24 protein-coding genes are annotated in these 20256 nt (G+C 41.1%); 11 read left to right on the forward strand and 13 right to left on the reverse strand.

Annotation, left to right across the window (positions count from 1 at the left end; translation table 11 throughout):
- Positions 1 to 32: 32 nt before the first annotated feature.
- Together BLQ57_RS06970 and BLQ57_RS06975 are read right to left on the reverse strand one after the other, a co-directional pair.
- The gene (locus BLQ57_RS06970) at positions 33 to 1301 is read right to left on the reverse strand and encodes a DUF4270 family protein (protein WP_169712724.1); all 1269 of its coding nucleotides are present in this window, start codon (positions 1299 to 1301) and stop codon (positions 33 to 35) included.
- A gap of 61 nt (positions 1302 to 1362) precedes the next feature.
- A complete protein-coding gene (locus BLQ57_RS06975; RefSeq protein ID WP_087938667.1) occupies positions 1363 to 2175 on the reverse strand; it encodes a glycogen/starch synthase in 813 nt (270 codons plus the stop codon).
- Positions 2176 to 2301: 126 nt separating this feature from the next.
- Here BLQ57_RS06975 and panC point away from each other — a divergent pair, with 126 nt between their 5' ends.
- From panC to BLQ57_RS07005, 6 genes are all read left to right on the forward strand, one after another.
- Positions 2302 to 3150 (forward strand): pantoate--beta-alanine ligase, encoded by an 849-nt coding sequence (gene panC / locus BLQ57_RS06980; RefSeq protein WP_087938666.1) that lies wholly within the window; start codon positions 2302 to 2304, stop codon positions 3148 to 3150.
- Between the two features lie 25 nt (positions 3151 to 3175).
- Positions 3176 to 3523, forward strand: a complete 348-nt coding sequence (gene panD / locus BLQ57_RS06985) for an aspartate 1-decarboxylase (protein WP_087938665.1) — start codon at positions 3176 to 3178, stop codon at positions 3521 to 3523.
- Positions 3524 to 3526: 3 nt separating this feature from the next.
- The gene (locus BLQ57_RS06990) at positions 3527 to 4528 is read left to right on the forward strand and encodes a lysylphosphatidylglycerol synthase transmembrane domain-containing protein (protein WP_087938664.1); all 1002 of its coding nucleotides are present in this window, start codon (positions 3527 to 3529) and stop codon (positions 4526 to 4528) included.
- Between the two features lie 31 nt (positions 4529 to 4559).
- A complete protein-coding gene (locus tag BLQ57_RS06995) occupies positions 4560 to 5246 on the forward strand; it encodes a zinc metallopeptidase (RefSeq protein ID WP_087938663.1) in 687 nt (228 codons plus the stop codon).
- 97 nt (positions 5247 to 5343) lie between these two features.
- Positions 5344 to 6483, forward strand: a complete 1140-nt coding sequence (locus tag BLQ57_RS07000; protein WP_087938662.1) for an acyl-CoA dehydrogenase — start codon at positions 5344 to 5346, stop codon at positions 6481 to 6483.
- 135 nt (positions 6484 to 6618) lie between these two features.
- The gene (locus BLQ57_RS07005; protein ID WP_087938661.1) at positions 6619 to 7548 is read left to right on the forward strand and encodes an AraC family transcriptional regulator; all 930 of its coding nucleotides are present in this window, start codon (positions 6619 to 6621) and stop codon (positions 7546 to 7548) included.
- Here BLQ57_RS07005 and BLQ57_RS07010 read toward each other — a convergent pair.
- The 4 genes from BLQ57_RS07010 to BLQ57_RS07025 form a co-directional block, all read right to left on the reverse strand.
- Positions 7541 to 8323: a geranylgeranylglyceryl/heptaprenylglyceryl phosphate synthase gene (locus BLQ57_RS07010; RefSeq protein ID WP_240507763.1), complete on the reverse strand. Its 783-nt coding sequence runs from the start codon at positions 8321 to 8323 to the stop codon at positions 7541 to 7543. The genes BLQ57_RS07005 and BLQ57_RS07010 overlap by 8 nt on opposite strands.
- Positions 8295 to 8684, reverse strand: a complete 390-nt coding sequence (locus BLQ57_RS07015) for a hypothetical protein (RefSeq protein WP_139162685.1) — start codon at positions 8682 to 8684, stop codon at positions 8295 to 8297. The genes BLQ57_RS07010 and BLQ57_RS07015 overlap by 29 nt, the downstream gene beginning before the upstream one ends.
- Positions 8665 to 9027: a phage holin family protein gene (locus BLQ57_RS07020; RefSeq protein WP_087938659.1), complete on the reverse strand. Its 363-nt coding sequence runs from the start codon at positions 9025 to 9027 to the stop codon at positions 8665 to 8667. The genes BLQ57_RS07015 and BLQ57_RS07020 overlap by 20 nt, the downstream gene beginning before the upstream one ends.
- A 64-nt stretch (positions 9028 to 9091) precedes the next feature.
- Complete coding sequence (locus BLQ57_RS07025; protein ID WP_087938658.1) at positions 9092 to 9691, reverse strand: YkgJ family cysteine cluster protein; 600 nt, start codon at positions 9689 to 9691, stop codon at positions 9092 to 9094.
- A gap of 175 nt (positions 9692 to 9866) precedes the next feature.
- On the opposite strand from BLQ57_RS07025, the gene BLQ57_RS07030 reads away from it, so the two are divergent.
- The 3 genes from BLQ57_RS07030 to guaB all read left to right on the forward strand — a co-directional run bounded on the left by BLQ57_RS07030 (position 9867) and on the right by guaB (position 13349).
- Positions 9867 to 10589, forward strand: a complete 723-nt coding sequence (locus BLQ57_RS07030) for an LOG family protein (protein ID WP_087938657.1) — start codon at positions 9867 to 9869, stop codon at positions 10587 to 10589.
- The gene (locus tag BLQ57_RS07035) at positions 10589 to 11524 is read left to right on the forward strand and encodes a lytic transglycosylase domain-containing protein (RefSeq protein WP_087938656.1); all 936 of its coding nucleotides are present in this window, start codon (positions 10589 to 10591) and stop codon (positions 11522 to 11524) included. The genes BLQ57_RS07030 and BLQ57_RS07035 overlap by 1 nt, the downstream gene beginning before the upstream one ends.
- Positions 11525 to 11870: 346 nt before the next feature.
- On the forward strand, positions 11871 to 13349 hold the full coding sequence (gene guaB, locus BLQ57_RS07040) for an IMP dehydrogenase (protein WP_087938655.1): 1479 nt from the start codon (positions 11871 to 11873) through the stop codon (positions 13347 to 13349).
- A 76-nt stretch (positions 13350 to 13425) separates the two neighbouring features.
- Here guaB and BLQ57_RS07045 read toward each other — a convergent pair whose 3' ends face one another.
- Positions 13426 to 13902: a GNAT family N-acetyltransferase gene (locus tag BLQ57_RS07045; protein ID WP_087938654.1), complete on the reverse strand. Its 477-nt coding sequence runs from the start codon at positions 13900 to 13902 to the stop codon at positions 13426 to 13428.
- A gap of 71 nt (positions 13903 to 13973) precedes the next feature.
- Here BLQ57_RS07045 and BLQ57_RS07050 point away from each other — a divergent pair, with 71 nt between their 5' ends.
- Positions 13974 to 14750: a type III pantothenate kinase gene (locus BLQ57_RS07050; protein ID WP_087938653.1), complete on the forward strand. Its 777-nt coding sequence runs from the start codon at positions 13974 to 13976 to the stop codon at positions 14748 to 14750.
- Here BLQ57_RS07050 and BLQ57_RS07055 read toward each other — a convergent pair.
- Complete coding sequence (locus tag BLQ57_RS07055) at positions 14744 to 15412, reverse strand: peptidoglycan DD-metalloendopeptidase family protein (RefSeq protein ID WP_087938652.1); 669 nt, start codon at positions 15410 to 15412, stop codon at positions 14744 to 14746. The two genes, BLQ57_RS07050 and BLQ57_RS07055, sit on opposite strands and share 7 nt — an antisense overlap.
- Before the next feature lie 95 nt (positions 15413 to 15507).
- Between BLQ57_RS07055 and BLQ57_RS07060 the strand changes: the two genes are divergently transcribed.
- Positions 15508 to 16461 (forward strand): pyridoxal-phosphate dependent enzyme, encoded by a 954-nt coding sequence (locus BLQ57_RS07060; RefSeq protein ID WP_087938651.1) that lies wholly within the window; start codon positions 15508 to 15510, stop codon positions 16459 to 16461.
- Between the two features lie 191 nt (positions 16462 to 16652).
- Here the strand turns inward: BLQ57_RS07060 and BLQ57_RS07070 are convergent, their stop codons facing one another.
- The 5 genes from BLQ57_RS07070 to BLQ57_RS07090 form a co-directional block, all read right to left on the reverse strand.
- Entirely contained in the window at positions 16653 to 17708 is a 1056-nt protein-coding gene (locus BLQ57_RS07070) for a Gfo/Idh/MocA family oxidoreductase (RefSeq protein WP_240507762.1), read from the reverse strand.
- On the reverse strand, positions 17705 to 18331 hold the full coding sequence (locus BLQ57_RS07075; RefSeq protein WP_087938648.1) for a response regulator transcription factor: 627 nt from the start codon (positions 18329 to 18331) through the stop codon (positions 17705 to 17707). The genes BLQ57_RS07070 and BLQ57_RS07075 overlap by 4 nt, the downstream gene beginning before the upstream one ends.
- A 36-nt stretch (positions 18332 to 18367) precedes the next feature.
- Entirely contained in the window at positions 18368 to 19123 is a 756-nt protein-coding gene (locus BLQ57_RS07080; RefSeq protein ID WP_087938647.1) for a sensor histidine kinase, read from the reverse strand.
- Positions 19107 to 19805, reverse strand: a complete 699-nt coding sequence (locus tag BLQ57_RS07085) for a hypothetical protein (RefSeq protein WP_139162686.1) — start codon at positions 19803 to 19805, stop codon at positions 19107 to 19109. The genes BLQ57_RS07080 and BLQ57_RS07085 overlap by 17 nt, the downstream gene beginning before the upstream one ends.
- 81 nt (positions 19806 to 19886) lie before the next feature.
- Entirely contained in the window at positions 19887 to 20255 is a 369-nt protein-coding gene (locus tag BLQ57_RS07090) for a hypothetical protein (RefSeq protein ID WP_087938645.1), read from the reverse strand.
- Position 20256 lies beyond the last annotated feature (1 nt).

Raw genomic sequence — 20256 nt, forward strand, 5'->3', positions numbered from 1 at the left:
GTGGATTCGGATATCTTTTAATAAAGTGAATTTTAGCGCATCGTAGAATAGATGGCTTTCACTTTTATATTGTTTTTATTGATCTTCATTTGTCTAAGAGATCTTTTAAAGTCATCCTCAAGCGTCGATCTCTTAGAATAAATACCCCCATAAAATATCCAATCCCTCAGGTTCAGTTGCTCTCTGAAAAGGGCATTGATATGGGAGGTGAGATCCGTGACATAGCTGTCTGTAGTCTCATTAAAGACAAGTTGGGCAGGAGCTCTATTTAAGGGCGATAGATTGCCGTTTTCATCTTCCTCTACTTGAGGCTGACCTGTCCTCTGTACAGTTAAAGGGGAAATTTCCTCTCCTTTGTAAATAAAGTTGTTTTCTTCGTCAGTAAATAAAAGATAGCCAGAGAATAAGGGGTTTTGGGTTTCAGGATATTCTTCTATTTCCTCTAATTCGAAAGTCACCTGATTAAAGACTATGCCCGAGAGTGAATCTAAAAATTCACTAATTGGACTTGTGTCCAGTTTAATGACCATGCCGAGATTAGCTTTGGCACCTACTATATCCCCCACATCGTAGTTTTGACCACGCTCAGATACGATCTGGGTAGGAGTGCCCGTTCTATCATTTTGAACTCCATTGAAGCTTCGTGAAGATAGAGTGCTTATACGATAGTTTTCTGCCACAGTGTCCCCATCGTAGTGGAAATAAGCTACCAAGGCGGTATTAATACCTAAGTTGATTCCCACAGTGGTATTATCACCTTCACGTGCTTTTATGGCCACTCCAGGGAAATAGTCACGGAAATTAAAAATGTTTTCCAACTCGGGACCACGCTTCATTTTTCCGAAGATTTCTTCAGAAAAAACCTCGTCTACTTGCAGATTGAGTGTGGTATCTTTTGTCTCTCCAAAGATAATTTCCTCAAAGGCAATTGGCTCCTCTTCGTAAATTAAGGTATTGAAGTTGTAATAGATCGTATCCAAGATAGGCTCTGCCAGTCTGTGCACGGAATAGTATTTGGGATCATCCAAATTCACTCCATTGACGCTAACCACATCTAGGGTAAAGAACATAGAATCCAAAATTGCTTCGGATCGAGGACGATCATCATTACTATTAATGTACATCCTTGAGTATCCTGTTGCTGATGTTTTTCCAAAAAAATCATCTTCCTCTTCTCCCACGATAAGCAGTCGCTGATTGGTCGTATTAAAGGAATCCAATAAGATCACCTCAGCAGGTAGATTGAATTCGGCGAAGTTAACCCCCACTTGGTTGTTGCCCGGTGCCAATTCAATCCCCACATTAGCGGGATCTGAACAAGATGAAATAAGAAATATGGATAGTATGGCCGCAAGGGCCTGCTTAACCGGCGAGATTTGTGTAAATGCCGTAAAGATCTTCGTGTGCCTGCTCCTCTTCTTCAATGCTGATGTCAAATTTCTTGTCTTTAGAGAAATCCTCAATTAGTTGGTTTAATTCTTTAGAAACTTCGCTGCCCTTCACTACCAAATCGGCATATTCCATACCCATTCTGATAAAGCCTTCGAAGTCTTTGCTTTTCAAAGGTGCTAAAATTGCGTCATCTATGTCCACCATCTTAACCTTGTTTAACAAATCATCCCCAAATGTATGGGTAAATCCATTGTTATAGATAGCAAACACTGATTTTGTGTCTTTAAAAAGAGGTTCGTTCTTGTAGGTAGTCTTCAGGTACATTGGAATCAAAGAAGTCATCCAATCGTTACAATGGACAATGTCTGGAGCCCAACCCAATTTTTTGACGGTTTCTATCACTCCTTTACAAAAGAAAATCGCTCTCTCGTCATTATCCTCATAAAACTTCTGCTGCTTGTCGTGAAATACACTCTTGCGCTGGAAGTAATCTTCATTGTCGATAAAATAGACTTGAAGCTTAGCGTTAGGTATTGACGCCACTTTGATAACCAATGGCTTTTCTTCTTCACCCACGGCAATATTAATTCCAGACAGTCGAACCACTTCATGCAGTCTGTTTTTTCGCTCGTTGATCAGGCCAAACCGAGGCACCAAAATACGGATTTCCATACCACGCTCTTGCATAGCTTGAGGGAGTGATCTTAAGAAATTGGCGACTTCGGAAGTTTGTAGAAAAGGGTTGATTTCACTGGCAACGTAGAGGATACGTAATTTAGACATGCTATTGATTTTTAATGTAAAGTGATAAACAACGGCACAAAGATAATAAAAAAACCCTGAAATGCCTTGTTATTCTGGATATTAATCTAGTTTTGCCTCTATTTACCCAAAAGTATCCCCATATCTGTGCAAGTAATCCCTACTCCCGCTCAGTGGAGGCAGATGCGCCTTCAGCTTCTCCAATCGCAAAAATCAATCGGTTTAGTCCCTACGATGGGAGCCCTACATCAGGGCCATTTGGACTTGGTACATCAATCTATAGAAAAATGCGATTTTACCATAGTTTCCATCTTTGTCAATCCCACTCAGTTTAACAATTCTGCGGATTTTCAAAAATATCCCCAAAGTCTAGCAGAAGACCTAGATCTGCTTAAAGCTGCTGGTGTGGATGCTGTTTTTGTGCCTACTGTGGAGACCATGTACCCGAGTCCAACCAAGCTTCAACTCAATTTTGGTTCCCTGGAGCAGGTATTAGAAGGAGCATTTAGGCCGGGACATTTTAACGGCGTGGGCATAGTAGTAGCTAAACTTTTTCACATGATCCAGCCTGACTATGCCTTTTTTGGACAGAAAGATTTGCAGCAGGTTGCGGTCATAAGAAGATTGGTAGAGGATATGTCCTTTCCTCTGAGTCTTCAAATCGTTCCGACGCGAAGGGAAGTCGACGGCCTAGCGATGTCTTCTAGAAATCGACGCCTCAATCCCACTCAGCGTAAAAGTGCATTGATTTTGTACCAAAGTCTGCAAGAAGCCAAAGCGCTACTACTCCAAAGATATGCATGGGAAAAGGTGAAAGAGGGTGCTGAACTGATTTTCCAGAAAAATGAGGAAGTGGAATTGGAATACTTTTCTCTAGTCGAAAGCGATACTTTCGAAATTTTGGAGGATTACCTACCCGAAAAGAAAACTTCTATTTGCGTGGCTGCTTATTTAGAGGATATCCGATTAATCGACAACATCCCAATTAATTCTTAATTTTGCAGCCTGAAAAACTAAGCCAATGCAAATTCAAATCATGAAGTCTAAAATCCACCGGGTGAAAGTCACTCAGGCGGAGCTTCACTACGTGGGTTCGATTACCATAGACGAAGACTTGATGGATGCCGCGCATCTGATCGAAAATGAGAAAGTTCAAATTGTTAACATTAATAATGGAGAGCGGCTCGAGACCTATGTAATTAAAGGGGAGCGGGGAAGTGGTCAGATTTGTCTCAATGGTCCAGCTGCTCGAAAGGTGGCCGTAGGAGATATTGTTATTATCATCTCCTATGCGGGAATGGAACAGGAAGAGGCCAAGCGCTTCAAGCCTGTGGTAATTTTCCCGGATGATCATAACCAACTCTTATAAATCATGAATCCTAGGCTAAAGCAAGTCATACAAATCAGTATTTCTCTGGCTTTGGCAGGGGGTATTTTTTGGTTTCTATATAAAGATATAGCCCTAGAGGAGCTGATCAGACAGATCCAGTCAAGTAATTGGTTTTGGATTGGACTTTCTTTAGTAGTTTCCTTGGTTGGTTTTTGGCTTAGAGGCTGGAGATGGGCTTTATTGATCAAATCGGATGAGGGAAAAAAGGTAAGCGCCGGTGAAGCTTATCATGCAGTGATGGTGGGCTATCTAGCTAACCTCTTATTGCCTAGGGCGGGAGAGGTGGCTCGATGTGGGGTTCTCTCACGTACCAACGGTGTTTCCATGGGGCATCTGCTAGGAACAGTGCTTTTAGAGCGCTCCATTGATTTGTTGTTCCTACTGGGGACGATACTTTTGGCTTTTTTAGTGGAGCAAAGATTATTTATTGATCTAGCTGGACAGTTGTTAAATGTAGACCTGCTTCTGGATAAACTATTGGAAAACTTGCCATTAATTTTTCTGGGCTTTTTAGTTTTTGTCCTGTTCATGTGGCTTCTTTTAAGACAGTTTAGACAGCATAGCTTTATTCAAAAGCTACAGCAGTTTTTTCGTGAACTGCTAGGAGGAATCAAGCGAATCTCTCAGTTGCAGAATCCAATGGGCTTTTGGCTGAGTTCGGTAATGATTTGGATAATTTATTTTTTGACCATGTATACTGTTTCATTGGGGATAGAAAGTACTGCCAATTTGTCTCCTGGAGAGGTACTCTTGGTGATGGTAATGGGAAGTATTGGCATGGTGGCACCTGTGCAAGGGGGAATCGGAACCTTTCATGCACTCGTGGCCTTTATTTTGATACAGTTTGGAATAGCAGAGTCCGACGGCAAAATCTTTGCGGCCATCATACATGGTACGCAGGTCCTGATGATTCTTGTGGCAGGTCTTGTCAGTTGGATAGTTATGATGAAAAAACCAGCTTGGATAAAACCTGTCAAACCTTAACTTCGTATTCAATCCTGCAAACAGAAATAATATGATCATTTTAATAGTAATAGTCTTCGCTATTCTCGGCTTCGTAGTAAGTAGTCGATTGAAGAGTAAGTTTAAAAAGTATTCGCAGACTTCTCTTGAGGCGAATCTTTCAGGTGCTGAAATCGCCAAATTAATGCTGGCCGACCATAATATACAGGATGTACAGGTCCTCTCGGTAGAGGGTCAGCTTACGGATCATTACAATCCTATGAATAGGACTGTAAACCTCAGCCCAGATGTTTATTATGGAAGAAACGCAGCTGCAGCAGCTGTGGCGGCTCACGAATGCGGACACGCAGTCCAGCATGCAAGAAATTATGCTTGGCTTAATATGCGGTCTACCTTAGTGCCTATTCAAAATATTTCTGGTAAGATTTTAAATGTGGTGCTCATCGCATCACTTTTTGGAGGATTTGCTTTAGGACTTCCTGTCCCTCTAATTGGATATATCGTAGTGGGCTCTTATTCTGTAATGACTCTATTTACCTTGGTGACTTTACCAGTAGAATTTGATGCATCAAATCGGGCTTTGGCTTGGGTACAAACTAGAAATATTGTGACCAAACCAGAATATGCCATGGCCAAGGACGCCTTAAAATGGGCTGCTATGACTTATGTAGTTGCTGCGCTTGCATCACTTGCTACCCTGGCATATTACATTTTTATTTTCTTTGGGAATCGAGATTGATTCAAATCAAAATAAAATTCTGAAAGGGGCAACATTTTGCCCCTTTTCTTTTTTTACTATAAATTTCCCTCCAGAAAGATAAACCCGAACAGAGATGATGAATTTTCAATTGACTGAAGAACACTTGGCAGTACAGGAAGCGGCCAGAGAATTTGCGCAAATGGAGCTACTCCCTGGTGTGATTGATCGTGATTCTGAAGCTAGATTCCCAGCTGAGCAGGTGAAAAAGATGGGAGAACTCGGATTTTTAGGTATGATGGTAGATCCTTCCTACCATGGTGGGGGAATGGACACACTTTCATATGTCATTGCCATGGAGGAGCTCTCGAAAATAGATGCTTCTGCCTCTGTCGCCATGTCAGTTAATAACTCTTTGGTCTGCTGGGGTCTGGAGAAATATGGCACAGAAGCACAAAAAGAGAAATATTTAAAGCCTTTAGCCTCCGGTGAGATTTTGGGGGCTTTTTGCCTTTCAGAGCCTGAGGCTGGTTCAGATGCGACCTCTCAGCGGACAGAGGCGGTACTGGATGGAGATCATTACATTCTGAATGGCACAAAAAACTGGATTACAAACGGCTCTTCGGCTTCAGTATATTTGGTGATAGCACAGACTGACCATAGCAAAGGGCATAAAGGAATTTCTGCTTTCATTGTGGAAAAAGGCTGGGACGGTTTTGTCATCGGAAAGAAAGAAGATAAAATGGGAATCCGGGGTTCAGATACACATTCTCTGATGTTTACTGATGTAAAAGTACCAGTCGAAAACCGAATTGGAGAAGAAGGATTTGGATTTAACTTTGCTATGGAAACCTTAAATGGTGGTCGAATTGGTATTGCTGCTCAAGCCCTAGGAATTGCTGCCGGGGCTTATGAATTTTCTCTTGCCTATTCTAAAGAACGGAAGGCTTTTGGAAAGCCAATCAGTCAGCATCAGGCGATTCAGTTTAAATTAGCTGATATGGCTACCCAAATCGAAGCTGCCCGGCTCTTAGTCTACAAAGCGGCAGTTTTGAAGGACCAAGGAGAAGACTATGCTCATGCTTCGGCGATGGCCAAACTATATGCCTCTGAAGTGGCGATGAACGTCACCATAGAAGCAGTGCAAATCCACGGTGGCTATGGCTACGTCAAAGAATACCATGTGGAGCGATTGATGAGGGATGCTAAAATCACTCAGATTTATGAGGGAACCTCCGAAATTCAAAAAATAGTGATATCTAGAAGCATTCTTAGATAGAAATAATCAATTCCATTGGGCATAATTACAAGAAATTATGCCCTTTTTAACTTTTATTCAATTTATTTTACTTTTTTGCTGTGATAAAATTGGAAAAGTCATATTTTTGGTAATTCAGATTTATCCAAAAATTTAATGGAATATTACAACAAGGTAATTGAATCGGTAAATATTCGGTTCTTACGGGGATTTAACTATCAAATCGAAAAGCCTGTGACCGTCGTGGACCACAAGGAATTTGACAATATGTTGATCCTTTTACATCACGGCAGCCTTAAATTTGGTGATGAGCAGGAAGTCCTTAACGAGGGTGAAATCTTGTTTTTACCAGGAGAGAGAAAAACTTCAGTCACCTTTGGCAGTAGTCCTAAGCTAGGTGAATTGGACATGGAGGCTTTTCGAGATAATAAAAGAAAATACCTGCAGTCCATCAGCTTTAGAGATATTAAGAATTCAGAGGACGATTGCATCTCCGTGGTGAGTTTTGAATCCAAGGTTTTTGATGTGGTTAATTTCTTTAATTCTTTGGATATTCCTCCCTTTATTATCCGATTCAATGATCGATTGGCGATGCTTATTGAAGACTTGATGAAAGAGCAAGAGGTCAGTTCCGTCGGTAAAGAGCGCTCTCTTCGTGCACTCACTGAGTTGCTTGTGATCGAGTTATTGAGGCATATTTTGAAGAATAGACTCTTTGTAGAAGAAATCTCTACCAATGTCACCTACTTCAAAGATCCTCGTTTGATTGAGCTCTTTAAATTTATCAAGACGAATCTTAGCGGTGATCTATCCAATAAAGTATTAGCAAAAATAGCCAACGTATCTGAGGACTATGTGGGGCAATATTTCAAAATGCTCACAGGGATCAATCCCCAAGACTATATCGAGTATCAGCGGATGGAAGCCGCGATTGAGCTACTACGTACTAGTAAAAAGTCCATTCGGGATATAGGTAAAGAAGTAGGATATAAGGACACGGCTTATTTCTGTAGAAGATTTAAGATGATGTATGGTGTGCCTGCCGGGAAAATGAGAAGGAGAGAGTCTCTAATCAATCCTAATTGATAAACAGGCGCTGATTGAGCCAGTTTTTGAAAGCAATAGCCTCGACTAAAAAGTCGGGGTTTTTTTCTGCCGCATTGCCTATGATGGCCAAATCTGCACCTGCAGAAAAGGTTTTGTCTATTTTTTCTAAACTATCTAGCCCTCCTCCTATCAAAAGTGGAGTTTGATCCATTCTTTTTTTGACCAATTCGATTATTTCTGATGACACAGGCGAACTCGCCCCACTTCCTGCATCGATAAAAATATACCTCATTCCCAAAAGCTTTCCTGCTAGGGCAGTTTGAAGGATTTTTTGTTTTTCTGTATTTAATAGCGGAAGTGTTTGACTTTGCTGATGGACGCTGAGGATTTCCCCATCATTGACTAGTAAATAGCCTGTAGGTAATATTTCTAGACTAGATTGAGAGATTCTTTCTGCTACTTCTACCTGCTGCTCTATGAGGAATTCGGGATTTCGACCTGAAATCAAGGACATAAATAACAAAGCATCTGCCTCATCTGCAAGTTGAAATCTCGATCCGGGAAATAATACAATGGGAACAGTGGGACAAAGCGTTTTGATCTTATGGACAAGAGGATTGAGATCTATGCCGGTGTAGGTGCTACCACCCAAAAAGATAAAATCCGGCAGATTTTTATGATTTCCTAATTCGGCGATTTTATTCCAATTATCGGAGTTGATTTTGTCAGGATCTATTAGCCAAGCAATCCCCTTTTTTTGTGTTTTTACAAGTTTATTGAGTGCTTTAGAGACCTTGCTTGGCATTTTTTTCATGATCGTCTGGGTTCAGAAGGTCTTTGAAAAATTTTTCTTTCGCCAAAGTTAATCCTAAAATCAATAAGCGCTGACTCATACTTGGCCAGAAAGAAGACTTTTTTGGTTTGGTGATTTTTTTTCGAAGGTCATTATCTAGTAGTCCCTCTCTTTCTAAAACTTCTAAAGCCTGCTGCGTACGATTCTCTTTTTTTCGTTTGCTGGCTTTGACAATCGCAAAAGCCAAAAGTCCTCCAGCAAGTACTGCTCCTCCCACTTTCAACCACTCTTCGGAATCTTTCTTAAAAAGCTCTAACTGCTTTTGAAGTGTTTGCTCAAGCTCCTCAGCTTGACTTTCTAGTTCATTTTTCATCTGAGTCATTGCCTTTGATTTTATCAAAAATAAAACTCTTTATTCCGTTTTGTACGTTTCGCTGCACACCTGCATTGTATCGGCCATAGTAAAGCAGTAGCAGAATCAACAGATAGATTAAACTTACAATCAAAAAGCCCATAAATGGAGACTGTAAGAAACTACTGAGATAGAAGGCTAAGGAAAGGCTTAAGAATAAAAAGACTAAAAGAACCAAAACTGCCATAGCAACTAAGAGGATCACCCGACTGATGATACCCATGATTTCATTTTGAATCTCAGTCTTGACTAGGTTAACCCTAGTCTCAATAAGGCTTTTGACTGTCTGAACGATTTCACTGACATTTAACATATTCAAAAAACAGTTGATAGATGAATAGAGTTCGAATATACTTTAAAAGCAAGGAGCAAAAAAATCAAACTTGGGTGCTCTGTTCTTCTTCTTCGTAATATTTAAAGCGTAAAACCACCTCGATTGCTCTTTGGATTGCTTCATTTATGGGGTAGGAAGCCGATAGATACTGGTCCAAGTCATTTAGTTGGCTATAGTAATTTGTAGCCATAGGAATGGCCAAATCCGCATTGATGTTTTTATCAAGTTCCAGAAACTCTGCATTCTTTTCTTCCTTTAGAATTTTGCATGTTATCAATTCTTTTCTTCCGCTTTTATTTCTTCGGGCAGCACTCCCAAAAAGCCTACAAATCATCCCTCTGTAGGCGTAATTAGTACAATATCCCTTAGAGCCATCTTCGGATGTTTTCCTAAACAAAAGACAGGATTCCTCTTGGGATTGCTCTTCTAATAGTTGTAGCTTTGCTTCCGCTATCCCTTTAGAATAAAAGTCGAAAGCTAGTGGTAAAAATTCCAAAGGAGAAGCCGATACTTTGGGACTTGCACAGCATTTTCCACAACCTGATACACATGTCATCCCTCCCTGCGCCTTATATTCCTTATTCTCCTGCTCGAGCTCTTCAAATAATTTGAGTACAGCCTGAGATTTTTCGATCAGATTCATTAATTATGTCAACTGGTGTACAAAAGTACGTGATGAACTGATCTAAGATTCGAATAGACGTAGATTTTTTTCTGCTGAAAATCAATACGTTAAAATAGGTTTAATAGAAGCGCTGTTCAATAAAATGGACGAATTAATTTTTGATTCGTTTTTGTTAAAATAAAAACATGAACCCATGAGTATATCTGAAGACAAACAACAGGAAGAAAAAATAAGAAAAGCATTTAAGGAGCGAGACTGGAACGAAATCAAGAGTGCGGATTCTTGGGCGATTTTTAAGGTAATGTCAGAATTTGTGGAGGGTTTTGAGAAGCTAGCCAAAATCGGTCCCTGCGTTTCTGTTTTTGGGTCGGCTCGGACACCTAGAGATCATAAACACTATAAGACTGCCGAAGAAATAGCTGCCAAACTGGTCCGGCATGGCTACGGAGTCATTACAGGTGGTGGCCCCGGTATCATGGAGGCAGGAAATAAAGGTGCTCACTCAGAAGGGGGAAAATCCGTGGGCTTGAATATCGTCTTGCCCTTTGAACAATTCAATAACATCTACATAGATCGGGATAAATTGATCACTTTTGATTACTTTTTTGTCCGTAAGGTAATGTTTGTGCGATACTCCCAAGGCTTTGTGGTATTGCCTGGGGGATTTGGTACGATGGATGAGCTGTTTGAGGCCTTGACTCTTATCCAAACCAATAAAATTGGGCGCTTCCCGATCGTTTTGGTAGGAAAAGATTACTGGGCAGGATTGGTGGATTGGATAAAAAAGACCCTCCTTTCGCACAAATACATCAACGAAGAGGATCTGGACCTATTCTCCGTAGTGGAGGACGCCACCGAAGCGGTTCAGGTTATTGACGATTTTTACAGTAAATACCTCCTCAGTCCAAACTTCTAATGAATCGTATTCACCTCTTTGTCTTGTACGGGCTATCTTTGTTGGCATTGGTCTTATCTCTTTTGCTATGGAAGTCCCAAATGGTAAGTAATCCGGAGCTTGCCAATGTTTCGTCTGTTCCAGCAGGCCAATGGACAAATGGTGTGGATTCAGTTCGGATTTTCCCAATTCCTCGAGAGCTAGAATTTGCCGGAGAACCGGTACCTCTGGGGGATAGGGAAATTTTTGAGCGCTTGGAGAGAGAAATCTACGTCAATGCCTATTGGCAATCCAATATGATACTCTTGATGAAGCGATCAGGAAAATACCTGGAAGAGATGTCCAAGATTTTAGAGGCCAATGCTATCCCCGATGATTTTAAATATTTAGCGATAGCAGAATCTGCCTTGACCAATGCCTCCTCGCCTGCAGGAGCGAAGGGCTTTTGGCAATTTATGCCGGCAACTGCCAAGGAATATGGGCTTGAGGTGAGTAATGATGTGGATGAACGTTATCATTGGCAAAAGTCTACGGTCTCTGCGAGTCGATATTTGCAAAAGGCCTATGAGAAATTTGGAACATGGACAGCGGTCGCGGCAAGCTACAACATGGGCCAAAGCGGTTTTTCGAGAAGACAAAGGGAGCAGTTGCAGGAAAATTACTATGATTTATTGCTCAATGAAGAAACGAGCCGCTACCTGTTTAGAATTTTAGCCTTCAAGGTGATTTTTGAAAACCCAAAAGCCTACGGTTTTTCTCTTGATCAAACTGAGCTTTACCAAAATCCTCCATTGAGTTCCATACAAGTAGAAGAAAATATAAAAGACCTAGCCCAATGGACAAAAGACAGAGGCTATACCTACAAGGAACTTAAGCTCTATAACCCCTGGCTACGCCAAAAAAAGCTAAGCATACCTCGTGGAAAAAGTTATCTGATTTTACTTCCCGAAAAGTAATTATTCCTTTCTTCTAAGGCACTTATTGAAAAATCAAAGGGCTTGGATTTAATTAATAGGTAGTGTTTTCAAACCCTTTTATTAGATGAAAACAGGGAGGAGCTTTTTCAAAATAAGCAAATGAAAATGGAAGCCCGGTGGTCGATAAGTGACTGATTTTTTGCTGTCCGTTTATCGATTCTAAAAGAGGGACTTATGGATCGCAGAGTTAATGGCATAAGGATATTTTAAATTTGTATAGAAACTGGACATTTTTCCATAGAATTTCTTCTGATTCCTAGTTTTTCATTAGTTTTTGTTTGTAACTTTGACGGGCAAATAGGGTTACCTATAACCAATATTTGCTATGAATCGAAACTCCGATAAGTTCCTCTTTGAAGCACTGACCTACGATGACGTGCTTCTTGTTCCGGGTTATTCTGAAGTGCTCCCTCGAGAGACCAATACTTCGACCCAACTCACCAAAAAAATCAGACTAAACATCCCTTTAGTTTCTGCTGCGATGGACACTGTCACAGAAGCAGAGCTTGCTATTGCTATCGCTTTAGAGGGAGGGCTTGGATTTATTCACAAGAATATGTCTATAGAAAAGCAAGCTGCGCAAGTTCGTAAAGTAAAGCGCTCGCAGGCAGGGATGATTTTGGATCCCATTACGCTTCATATTGATGCCAAGGTCAAGGATGCGGAAAATATCATGAGGGAGTACCACATAGGCGGTATTCCTGTGGTAGACGAAAATCGGGTATTGAAAGGAATCATCACCAATCGAGACCTTCGATTTATCAAAGAGCCAAGTCGCCCTATCAAAGAAATCATGACGATAGACAACCTGATTACTGCTAAGGCAGGGGTTTCACTCGAGCAAGCCGAGGAGATTCTTCAGGAATATAAAATAGAAAAACTTCCGATAGTCGACGATGAAAACAAACTAACCGGGCTGATTACCTACAAGGATATTTTAAAGAGAAAAGATAAGCCTCACGCCTGTAAGGATGAGTATGGTCGTCTTAGGGTGGGTGCCGCTGTTGGTGTCACTGCCGACATAGTAGAGCGTGTAGAAGCATTAAAAAATGCCGGAGTGGATGTAGTTTCTATCGATACCGCTCATGGTCATTCTAGAGGCGTGATAGAAACTTGTAAAAAGATCAAGACAGCTTTTCCAGAATTGGAAGTAATCGTAGGAAATATTGCTACACCCGAAGCAGCCATAGCCCTAGCCGAGGCTGGAGCAGATGCTGTCAAAGTAGGAGTAGGACCTGGGTCTATTTGTACGACTAGAATCATTGCCGGTGTAGGTGTGCCACAGTTGTCTGCAGTTTTTGAGTGTGCAGAAGCACTCAAAGGAAAGGATGTTCCTGTCATTGCAGATGGAGGAATTCGGTACTCAGGAGACTTAGTAAAGGCAGTTGCTGCGGGAGCAAGCTCGATCATGATCGGGTCACTTTTAGCCGGTACCGAAGAGGCACCGGGAGAAATGATCATTTTCGAAGGCAGAAAATTCAAATCTTACCGCGGAATGGGTTCTCTGGAAGCAATGGAATCAGGATCTAAGGACCGTTATTTTCAAGATGCTGAAGACAATATCAAAAAACTAGTGCCAGAGGGGATTGTGGGTAGAGTGCCTTACAAGGGTCTTGTTGCCGAAGTTTTGTATCAACTCGTAGGTGGTCTTCAGGCAGGCATGGGCTATTGCGGAACAAAGACTGTGGAAGATCTTCAGAAAAATGGGAAATTTGTAAAAATTACCGCTGCCGGTGTCAAAGAATCACATCCACATGACGTGAGTGTGACAAGAGAGGCACCCAATTACAGCTTGAAAGGATAATGAAAAAAAGGCTAGTCGGTAATCAATCCGGCTAGCCTTTTTTACTAAAGAAAAATCAAATTCATTGTGACAAGGTTCAGTTCAGAAGTTTTTTGATTTCATAATCCTGCAAGTGGGCATTGAGCCATCCGGCCTCCAGCTCAGCTCCATATTTTTTGTAAAAGTTAATAGCAGGTTCATTCCAATCTAAAACCTGCCACATCATACCGGTACAGTCATCTTCCAGTGATTTTTCCATTATTCGATCGAAAAGTAATTTTCCTGCGCCATTTCCCCTTTCAGATTCGGTGACTACGATATCCTCGAGGTACATCCTTTTTCCTTTCCAAGTACTGTAGCGATAGTAGTAGATGGCGATACCGATGATATCCTGGGTTTCCTTTTTCACACAGACAAAAAGCCCAAAGACCGGATCCTTACTGAATCCGTCTTTTTCCATTTTCTCTACTGTGTTGCTGACCTGCTCAGGAGCGTTTTCATAGAGAGCGAGTTCTTTGATGAGTTCGAGGACTCTCGGGAGGTCTTCTATTTTTCCTTCTCTGATGGTATACATGAGTTGATAAATTAGGTTTATTTGGAATTTCCTTTCCAGAAAGCCTAAATTAGTCAAAACCTCCAGAAAGTATGTTTTTAGCAATAGATGCTGGTAACTCAAATGTTGTATTTGCACTTTTTGATGAAAAGTCGGGCAAATGGACCAATCATTTTCGTCTTGAGACGAAAACTCCCAAGTTAATTTCTCAACTGGGGAAAAAAGTACCCGTCTATTTTTTAGAACATACCTTGACGCCCAAGGACATTACAGCCATTGGTTTGAGTTCGGTAGTTCCTGAGGTCAATTCCATACTGATTGATTTTTGCCAAAGTTATTTTGGCTTACTTCCTTATGTCATTTCACCCAAAAGCTATCCTAAGCTCTCTGTCAAAACTCAGCGGCCAGATGAAATAGGGACAGATCTCCTATGCAATGTAATGGCCGCATGGACAAAATATAAGGCCCCAGTGATTGTGGTAGATTTTGGGACGGCATTGACTTTTACTGTTGTCGATGGGGAAGGTCAAGTACTCGGGGTAAATATTGTTCCAGGCTTAAGGACGGCAATTAAGGCACTTTTTATGAATACCTCAAAGCTTCCCGATGTGGATTTGAGGCTTCCGGATTCTGCTATCGGGAAGGACACTATCCATGCTATTCAAGCGGGTGTGCTCTATGGCTATACAGGATTGGTAAAGGGGATGTTGCAAACCATCCGAGAGGAGGTTAATCAAGATTTCAAAGTCGTTGCCACCGGAGGACTATCTGCAATTTTGACTTCTTTGCAGCAGGATTTTGATGAGATAGATCCTAATCTTACCCTCGAAGGTCTGAGGTTGATCACCAAAATCAATACCGATCAATGATGGCCAAATCGTAAAATCAAGTTAGGGTCCGGGCAAATTTTACTTAAACTGTCTAAATCCCGTTCAGAGGCAACCCCAGGAAAATCTCCACTATTGCCCAGTAAATCGCGCATTAGCTGAAAATGAAGATGGGGGGGCCAGTCGCCATTCTCAGGAAAGGGGCCTACATGACAGAGGATCTCTCCCTTTTTAATAGCCTGTCCAGGAGTCAGGTTTTCGAGATCCGACCGAAAAAGATGTCCATAGAGGCTGAATAATTTCTCTCCTTCTATATTATGCTCCAAGATAATCGTGGGTCCATAGTTGCCAAAACCACAATTATCTTGAAAACTATGTACTCTTCCTTCCCATGGGCAATAGACAGGACTTCCCGCTTCGCACCAGAGATCTATTCCTAAATGAATATTTCTAAAGTCAGATTCATTGGTTGCAAAAACCTCCGACCTTCTGTATATCGCCCTTTTCTCCAAATAGCCACCAAACCCGTATTTTTTACTCGCTAGCTTCAATTGACCGAAAACGTACTCATTAAAGCTAGTTGTATCATTCAGGTCAATCTTTTCCAGGGATTTATTGGCTGGGCTAAAATCTAGCTTGTGTGTATTCTCTACGGTCAAATTCTCTCCCATTACTGGGAAAAAGTCCATCTCTTTCCAATTCATTCCCGAATTAAATAGATTTTGTCAGTAGTAAAAAGACTGAAAAAAAATATTGAAGTAAGGAATGGAAATTTCTGATTCATGGCTAATTTTCAGCTATGAATCAAGTTACATTTCCTTCCCTAAATGATATTCGTTTTGCTTCAATTCGGATCAAGCCCTTTACTCACCGAACACCGATTTTAAAAAGTGAAGCAATCAATCAATGGGCAGGATGTGAGATTTATTTTAAATGTGAAAATTTTCAAAAGGTGGGTGCTTTCAAGGCGAGAGGAGCAGCAAATGCCGTCATGAAGCTCAGTGATGATCAAAAAGAAAAAGGGGTGGCGACGCACAGTAGTGGAAATCATGCCGCCGCTTTGGCAAGAGCTGCAAAAGTAGCCGGGATTCCAGCCTATATTGTGATGCCTTCCAATGCTCCTTTGATTAAGAAAAAAGCAGTCAAAGGTTATGGAGGCGAAATCATCGAATGTGAACCCAATCTACAGGCTAGAGAGACTACTCTAAATAAGGTTGTAAAAGAAACGGGTGCTACATTTATCCCACCCTATGATCATCTCGATGTGATAGAAGGACAGGCTACTTGTGCCTTGGAATTTTTGGAAGATCAGCCGGATCTAGAAATACTAATGGCCCCGGTAGGAGGAGGAGGACTTCTCGGCGGCACAGCTTTGCTTGCACATTATTGGGACCCTGAGATCGAAATTATCGCAGGGGAACCCTCAGGTGCGGATGATGCTTATCGCTCTTTTCATGCGGGTAAATTAATTCCCCAAACTCATCCCAACACCATTGCAGATGGACTTTTGACTTCTTTGGGAAAATTAAATTTTGAACTCATCCAACGTTACGTAGATGATATCCTTTTGGCTAATGATGATCAGATCATTGAAGCTATGAGATGGATCTACGAAAGAATGAAAATCGTCATCGAGCCCTCCTGTGCCGTGCCTTTGGCCGCTTTACTTGCCAATAAGGAGCGGTTTGCAGGCAAAAAGGTCGGAATTATCCTTTCCGGAGGAAATGTGGACTTGGAAAAGCTTCCTTTCTGAGATTAGCGAAAGGTATATTTAAAACCAAAGCCTGAACTAAAATAGCTTCGGCTATCGCTTGGAAAGATAGGTGTAGCCTCAAGGACTAAGCCTAGGTTTTTACTTCCCCCAAAAGGTTTGACCAAAAGGCCGAAAGGAATACCTACATAAAAATCCTTGGACCTACTATTATCCCAAAGCAGCACCAAAGCTTACCACCCGCCTTCTTTTTTAAGAATTTTTCTTCCTTCATGCGCACTTTGAAAGGCCGCTTCTATAATTTTTAGGACGGTGATAGCCTCTTGTAGAGTTACTAGTAGTTCCTCATTTCTCAATAAATGGGCTGCGATGTTTTGGTAAAAAACCCGGTAATCTCCTGCTAAGGTAGGCCATTGCTTGGTTTCATTTTCGAGGTAAAGTGTCCCCCATTTTTTAGGTTCCTCTACTCCCCAACTTTCGCCTTCCGGTCTTTGGCCAGCTTTGAAAGCAGCCTCTTGTACATCTAGTCCAAACTTTTGATAGGATCCTTTTTCGCCTAAAAGTAGAAATTTAGGAGTGGGTGCATTGACCATCACGCCTGCAGTGGCTTTTGCCTTAAGTGAACCGTAGTCTAGTACAATATCAAAATAATCATCTGCTACGGCATGGGTGCGTTGCATTCTGATGTCTGCCCATACGGATAAAGGGGACCCGAAAGCTAAAACTAGCTGATCGATCAGGTGCGTGCCTAGGTCATAGGTCACCCCATTGCCGGGGACATTTTTTTCTCGCCAATTTTCACCTAGTTGCGGGCGAAAACGATCAAAATGTGATTCCAAAGAAATAATCCGTCCAAGGGTTTCTTGCTGAAGTAAGGATTGGATCGTCTTAAAATCTCCATCAAAGCGCCGATTTTGAAATACAGTGCAAAGCAAGCCCTTATTGCTAGCCAATTCTTGAAGCTCTTCTGCCTCTTTGGAAAAGATCGTGACAGGCTTGTCTACTACCACGTGCTTCCCTACTTCCAGTGCCATTTTGGCCATAGGGAAATGAAATTCATTGGGTGTAGTGATTACGATCAGGTCTGCGGCATCTTCTTCTAAGAGAGACTCAAGGCTCCTGTAGGTTTGCACATTTGGGTAGCGTTTTTCACATTTGTTTTCGTGTCGCTCTACTACTGCCTGAAGTGCTAGGTCAGGACATACGTCGATTAGAGGAGCATGCATTTTTTCAGCTACTGCGCCAAAGCCTATAATAGCGGTCCTTATGGGAGCAAAGAGTTTCATCATAGATTCATTTCGTGGGCCTTATTGACTAGTTCCACCCGAGTACTGACACCTAATTTTTGATGTATATTTTTCCGGTGTGTTTCAATCGTATTTTGACTTAAGCCCAGCTTTTGGGCGATTTCTTTATTAGTTAAGCCATCTTTGATTAAAGAGATAATCTGTACTTCTCTCCTCGAGAGCTTGTATTTGTCTCTAAAGGAATCATAAAAGGCATTGGGTCTCGCCTGCTCGATAACCCGGTCAAAATTAATCATGTGTCTGCCTTCAAAGACCTCATGTATGGTGAATATCAGCTCGTCCGGGTCGGCATCTTTTAGGATAAAGCCGTCAGCCCCTTTTTTGATGGATTCCTTGAAAATTTTCTCTTCATCATACATAGAAAGCACAACCACTTTGATCGAGTTCTGATGCTTCTTGATATGCTGAAGTACACCAAACCCATCCAAAACGGGCATGTTTAAATCTGTCAAAACGACATCTACTGTAGCATCTTTGACATAATCAATCAACTCTTTGCCGTTGGCAAATACCCCACAAACTTCAAAATCATCCTGTTCTTCAAGAAGACCTTCTATACCTTTTGCAAAGAGGGTATGGTCATCAGCAATTGCGATTCGGATCATAAATTTTTTGGGTGAAATCTAATTTAAGGCTAAAACTTAGATTGACAAAGAAAGATTTATTTCAGTGCCTTTCCCCGGTGATGAGCTGATATGGAAAGAGCCGCCTATTGTTTCCATCCGTTTCTGAAGATTAGTCATACCGCTGCCTTTTGAGGGGATACTCATATCAAATCCCTTTCCGTCGTCTCGGATTTGAAGCTTAAGGTCCGAACCCAAATAATCCAGCTTGACTGTCAGTCTACTTGGGGAGGCATGCTTGATGGCATTATTCAGACATTCCTGTACCACTCGGATCAGGACGAGTTTTTTATCCTTGGGAAGATTGGTTTCATTTCCAGATAAATCAATGCTCGTGTCGCAGAATCCTGTTGCTTGTATTTTTTCAAGTTGCTGTTCTATAAATTCCCTTAGTGTGATGGACTCTACCCAGTCCAGATTGAGGGTTTTGGATAGGCCTCGTACTTCTGTGATGATCTGATTGATGAGTTGTCTTCCTTCCTGCTGTTTTTCTGGTTTTGAAGAGCCTAGATACAATTTTGATAAAGATAAAAGCTGTCCAATATTATCGTGAAGTTCCCTGCCAATATGAGCCAAGGTGTCTTGTTGGATTTCATTTTCGATATTAAGTAGCGTCTTCTCGTACTCTACTTTGATCTGCTCCATTTTTTGCTTGTTTTGGACCTGTCGCTGACGATGTAGAATAACCATAGAAACTACAAATATTGCCATTACCGCAGCCAAAAAGGCTCCTGAAAAAAGTATAAATACAATTTGGCTACCTTGTTCTTCCATCTTTTATGGTTTGAGGTGTAATAAAATTCCTTCCAGTGGCCAGAATAATCGTAAATACGGTCAATAGCAATAGGTACAAAATCATCGAGACAGTATTGAATATGTCATAGACCCCCGTATTCTGGAAGCTGATGTACTCATAAGCCACATCCGCTAAAAATAAGAGAACAGACTGAAACAGTAGAAAAGTAATATACCAAAATGGCCAATAAATCAAAGGATTGATGGCTAAATACGATTCTTCGGTGACCAAATCCACAAAGAATAAACCGCTCGATATGATAATCAGTGCATTTCCGAGAAAATAGAGATAGGGCTGAAAATCAGTGATAGGCGTACCTGACCAAGGGGAATAAAAGAATACACAAATGCTTACGAACAATAGGCTAAATAAGATTACTATTTTTTTCTTTGTCCTGCTATAAATATTACTGGCTATTAAGCAAAGTAGTAATAGCTTGGATAGCTGATAATTGAAAATATTATATACCCATAAGTTCCAACCCTCAAAGGGTTGATTGGTAAAAAGGAAGTGAAACTTTTCATTAAGTCCTTTATTGACTATCATATACGAGGCCAAAATCTCATAAAAACAAACCAATAAGATGATCATAAATGGAAGATAAAATCTAGGAGAGATTTTCTTTTTTCCCACCAGCTTTCCATAAAATATGATTGCCAAAATTCCATTGATTTGGACAAGGTGAAAATAATAGTTGTCCTCTATTCGAGCAATAAAATCTTCTAACACAGCCAGCCCCTTTTATTCACATTTAGGAGGACAGGCATCTCCCCGGTTATAATAATCTTCTTCCTCCTCCTCGATGTCTCCTTTGGCAGACGTCATAGGCGTCATTACTAAAGTCATCCTTCCGATATATTCCTCTGGATTTTCTGGATAAAACTCCCTTGCTGTTTCCTCTGTATATTCCGTGAAATAAAATTTGATACCCCCTTTTTTGGGATCATTACTTGACTTTTTCAAAATTTCCTCAAGTGTTTCCCGATCAAAAAATATCCATTCAGTCTGGTTTTCCACATCCTGTTTGGGACCTCGAGCAGGCTTACCTTTACGTACTTCCTGATCGTATTTTAGTTTCATTTGCTCAAAATCCTTCTTACTAATTTTCATA

This window comes from Algoriphagus faecimaris (genome assembly GCF_900101705.1).
GTDB classification, from domain to species: domain Bacteria; phylum Bacteroidota; class Bacteroidia; order Cytophagales; family Cyclobacteriaceae; genus Algoriphagus; species Algoriphagus faecimaris.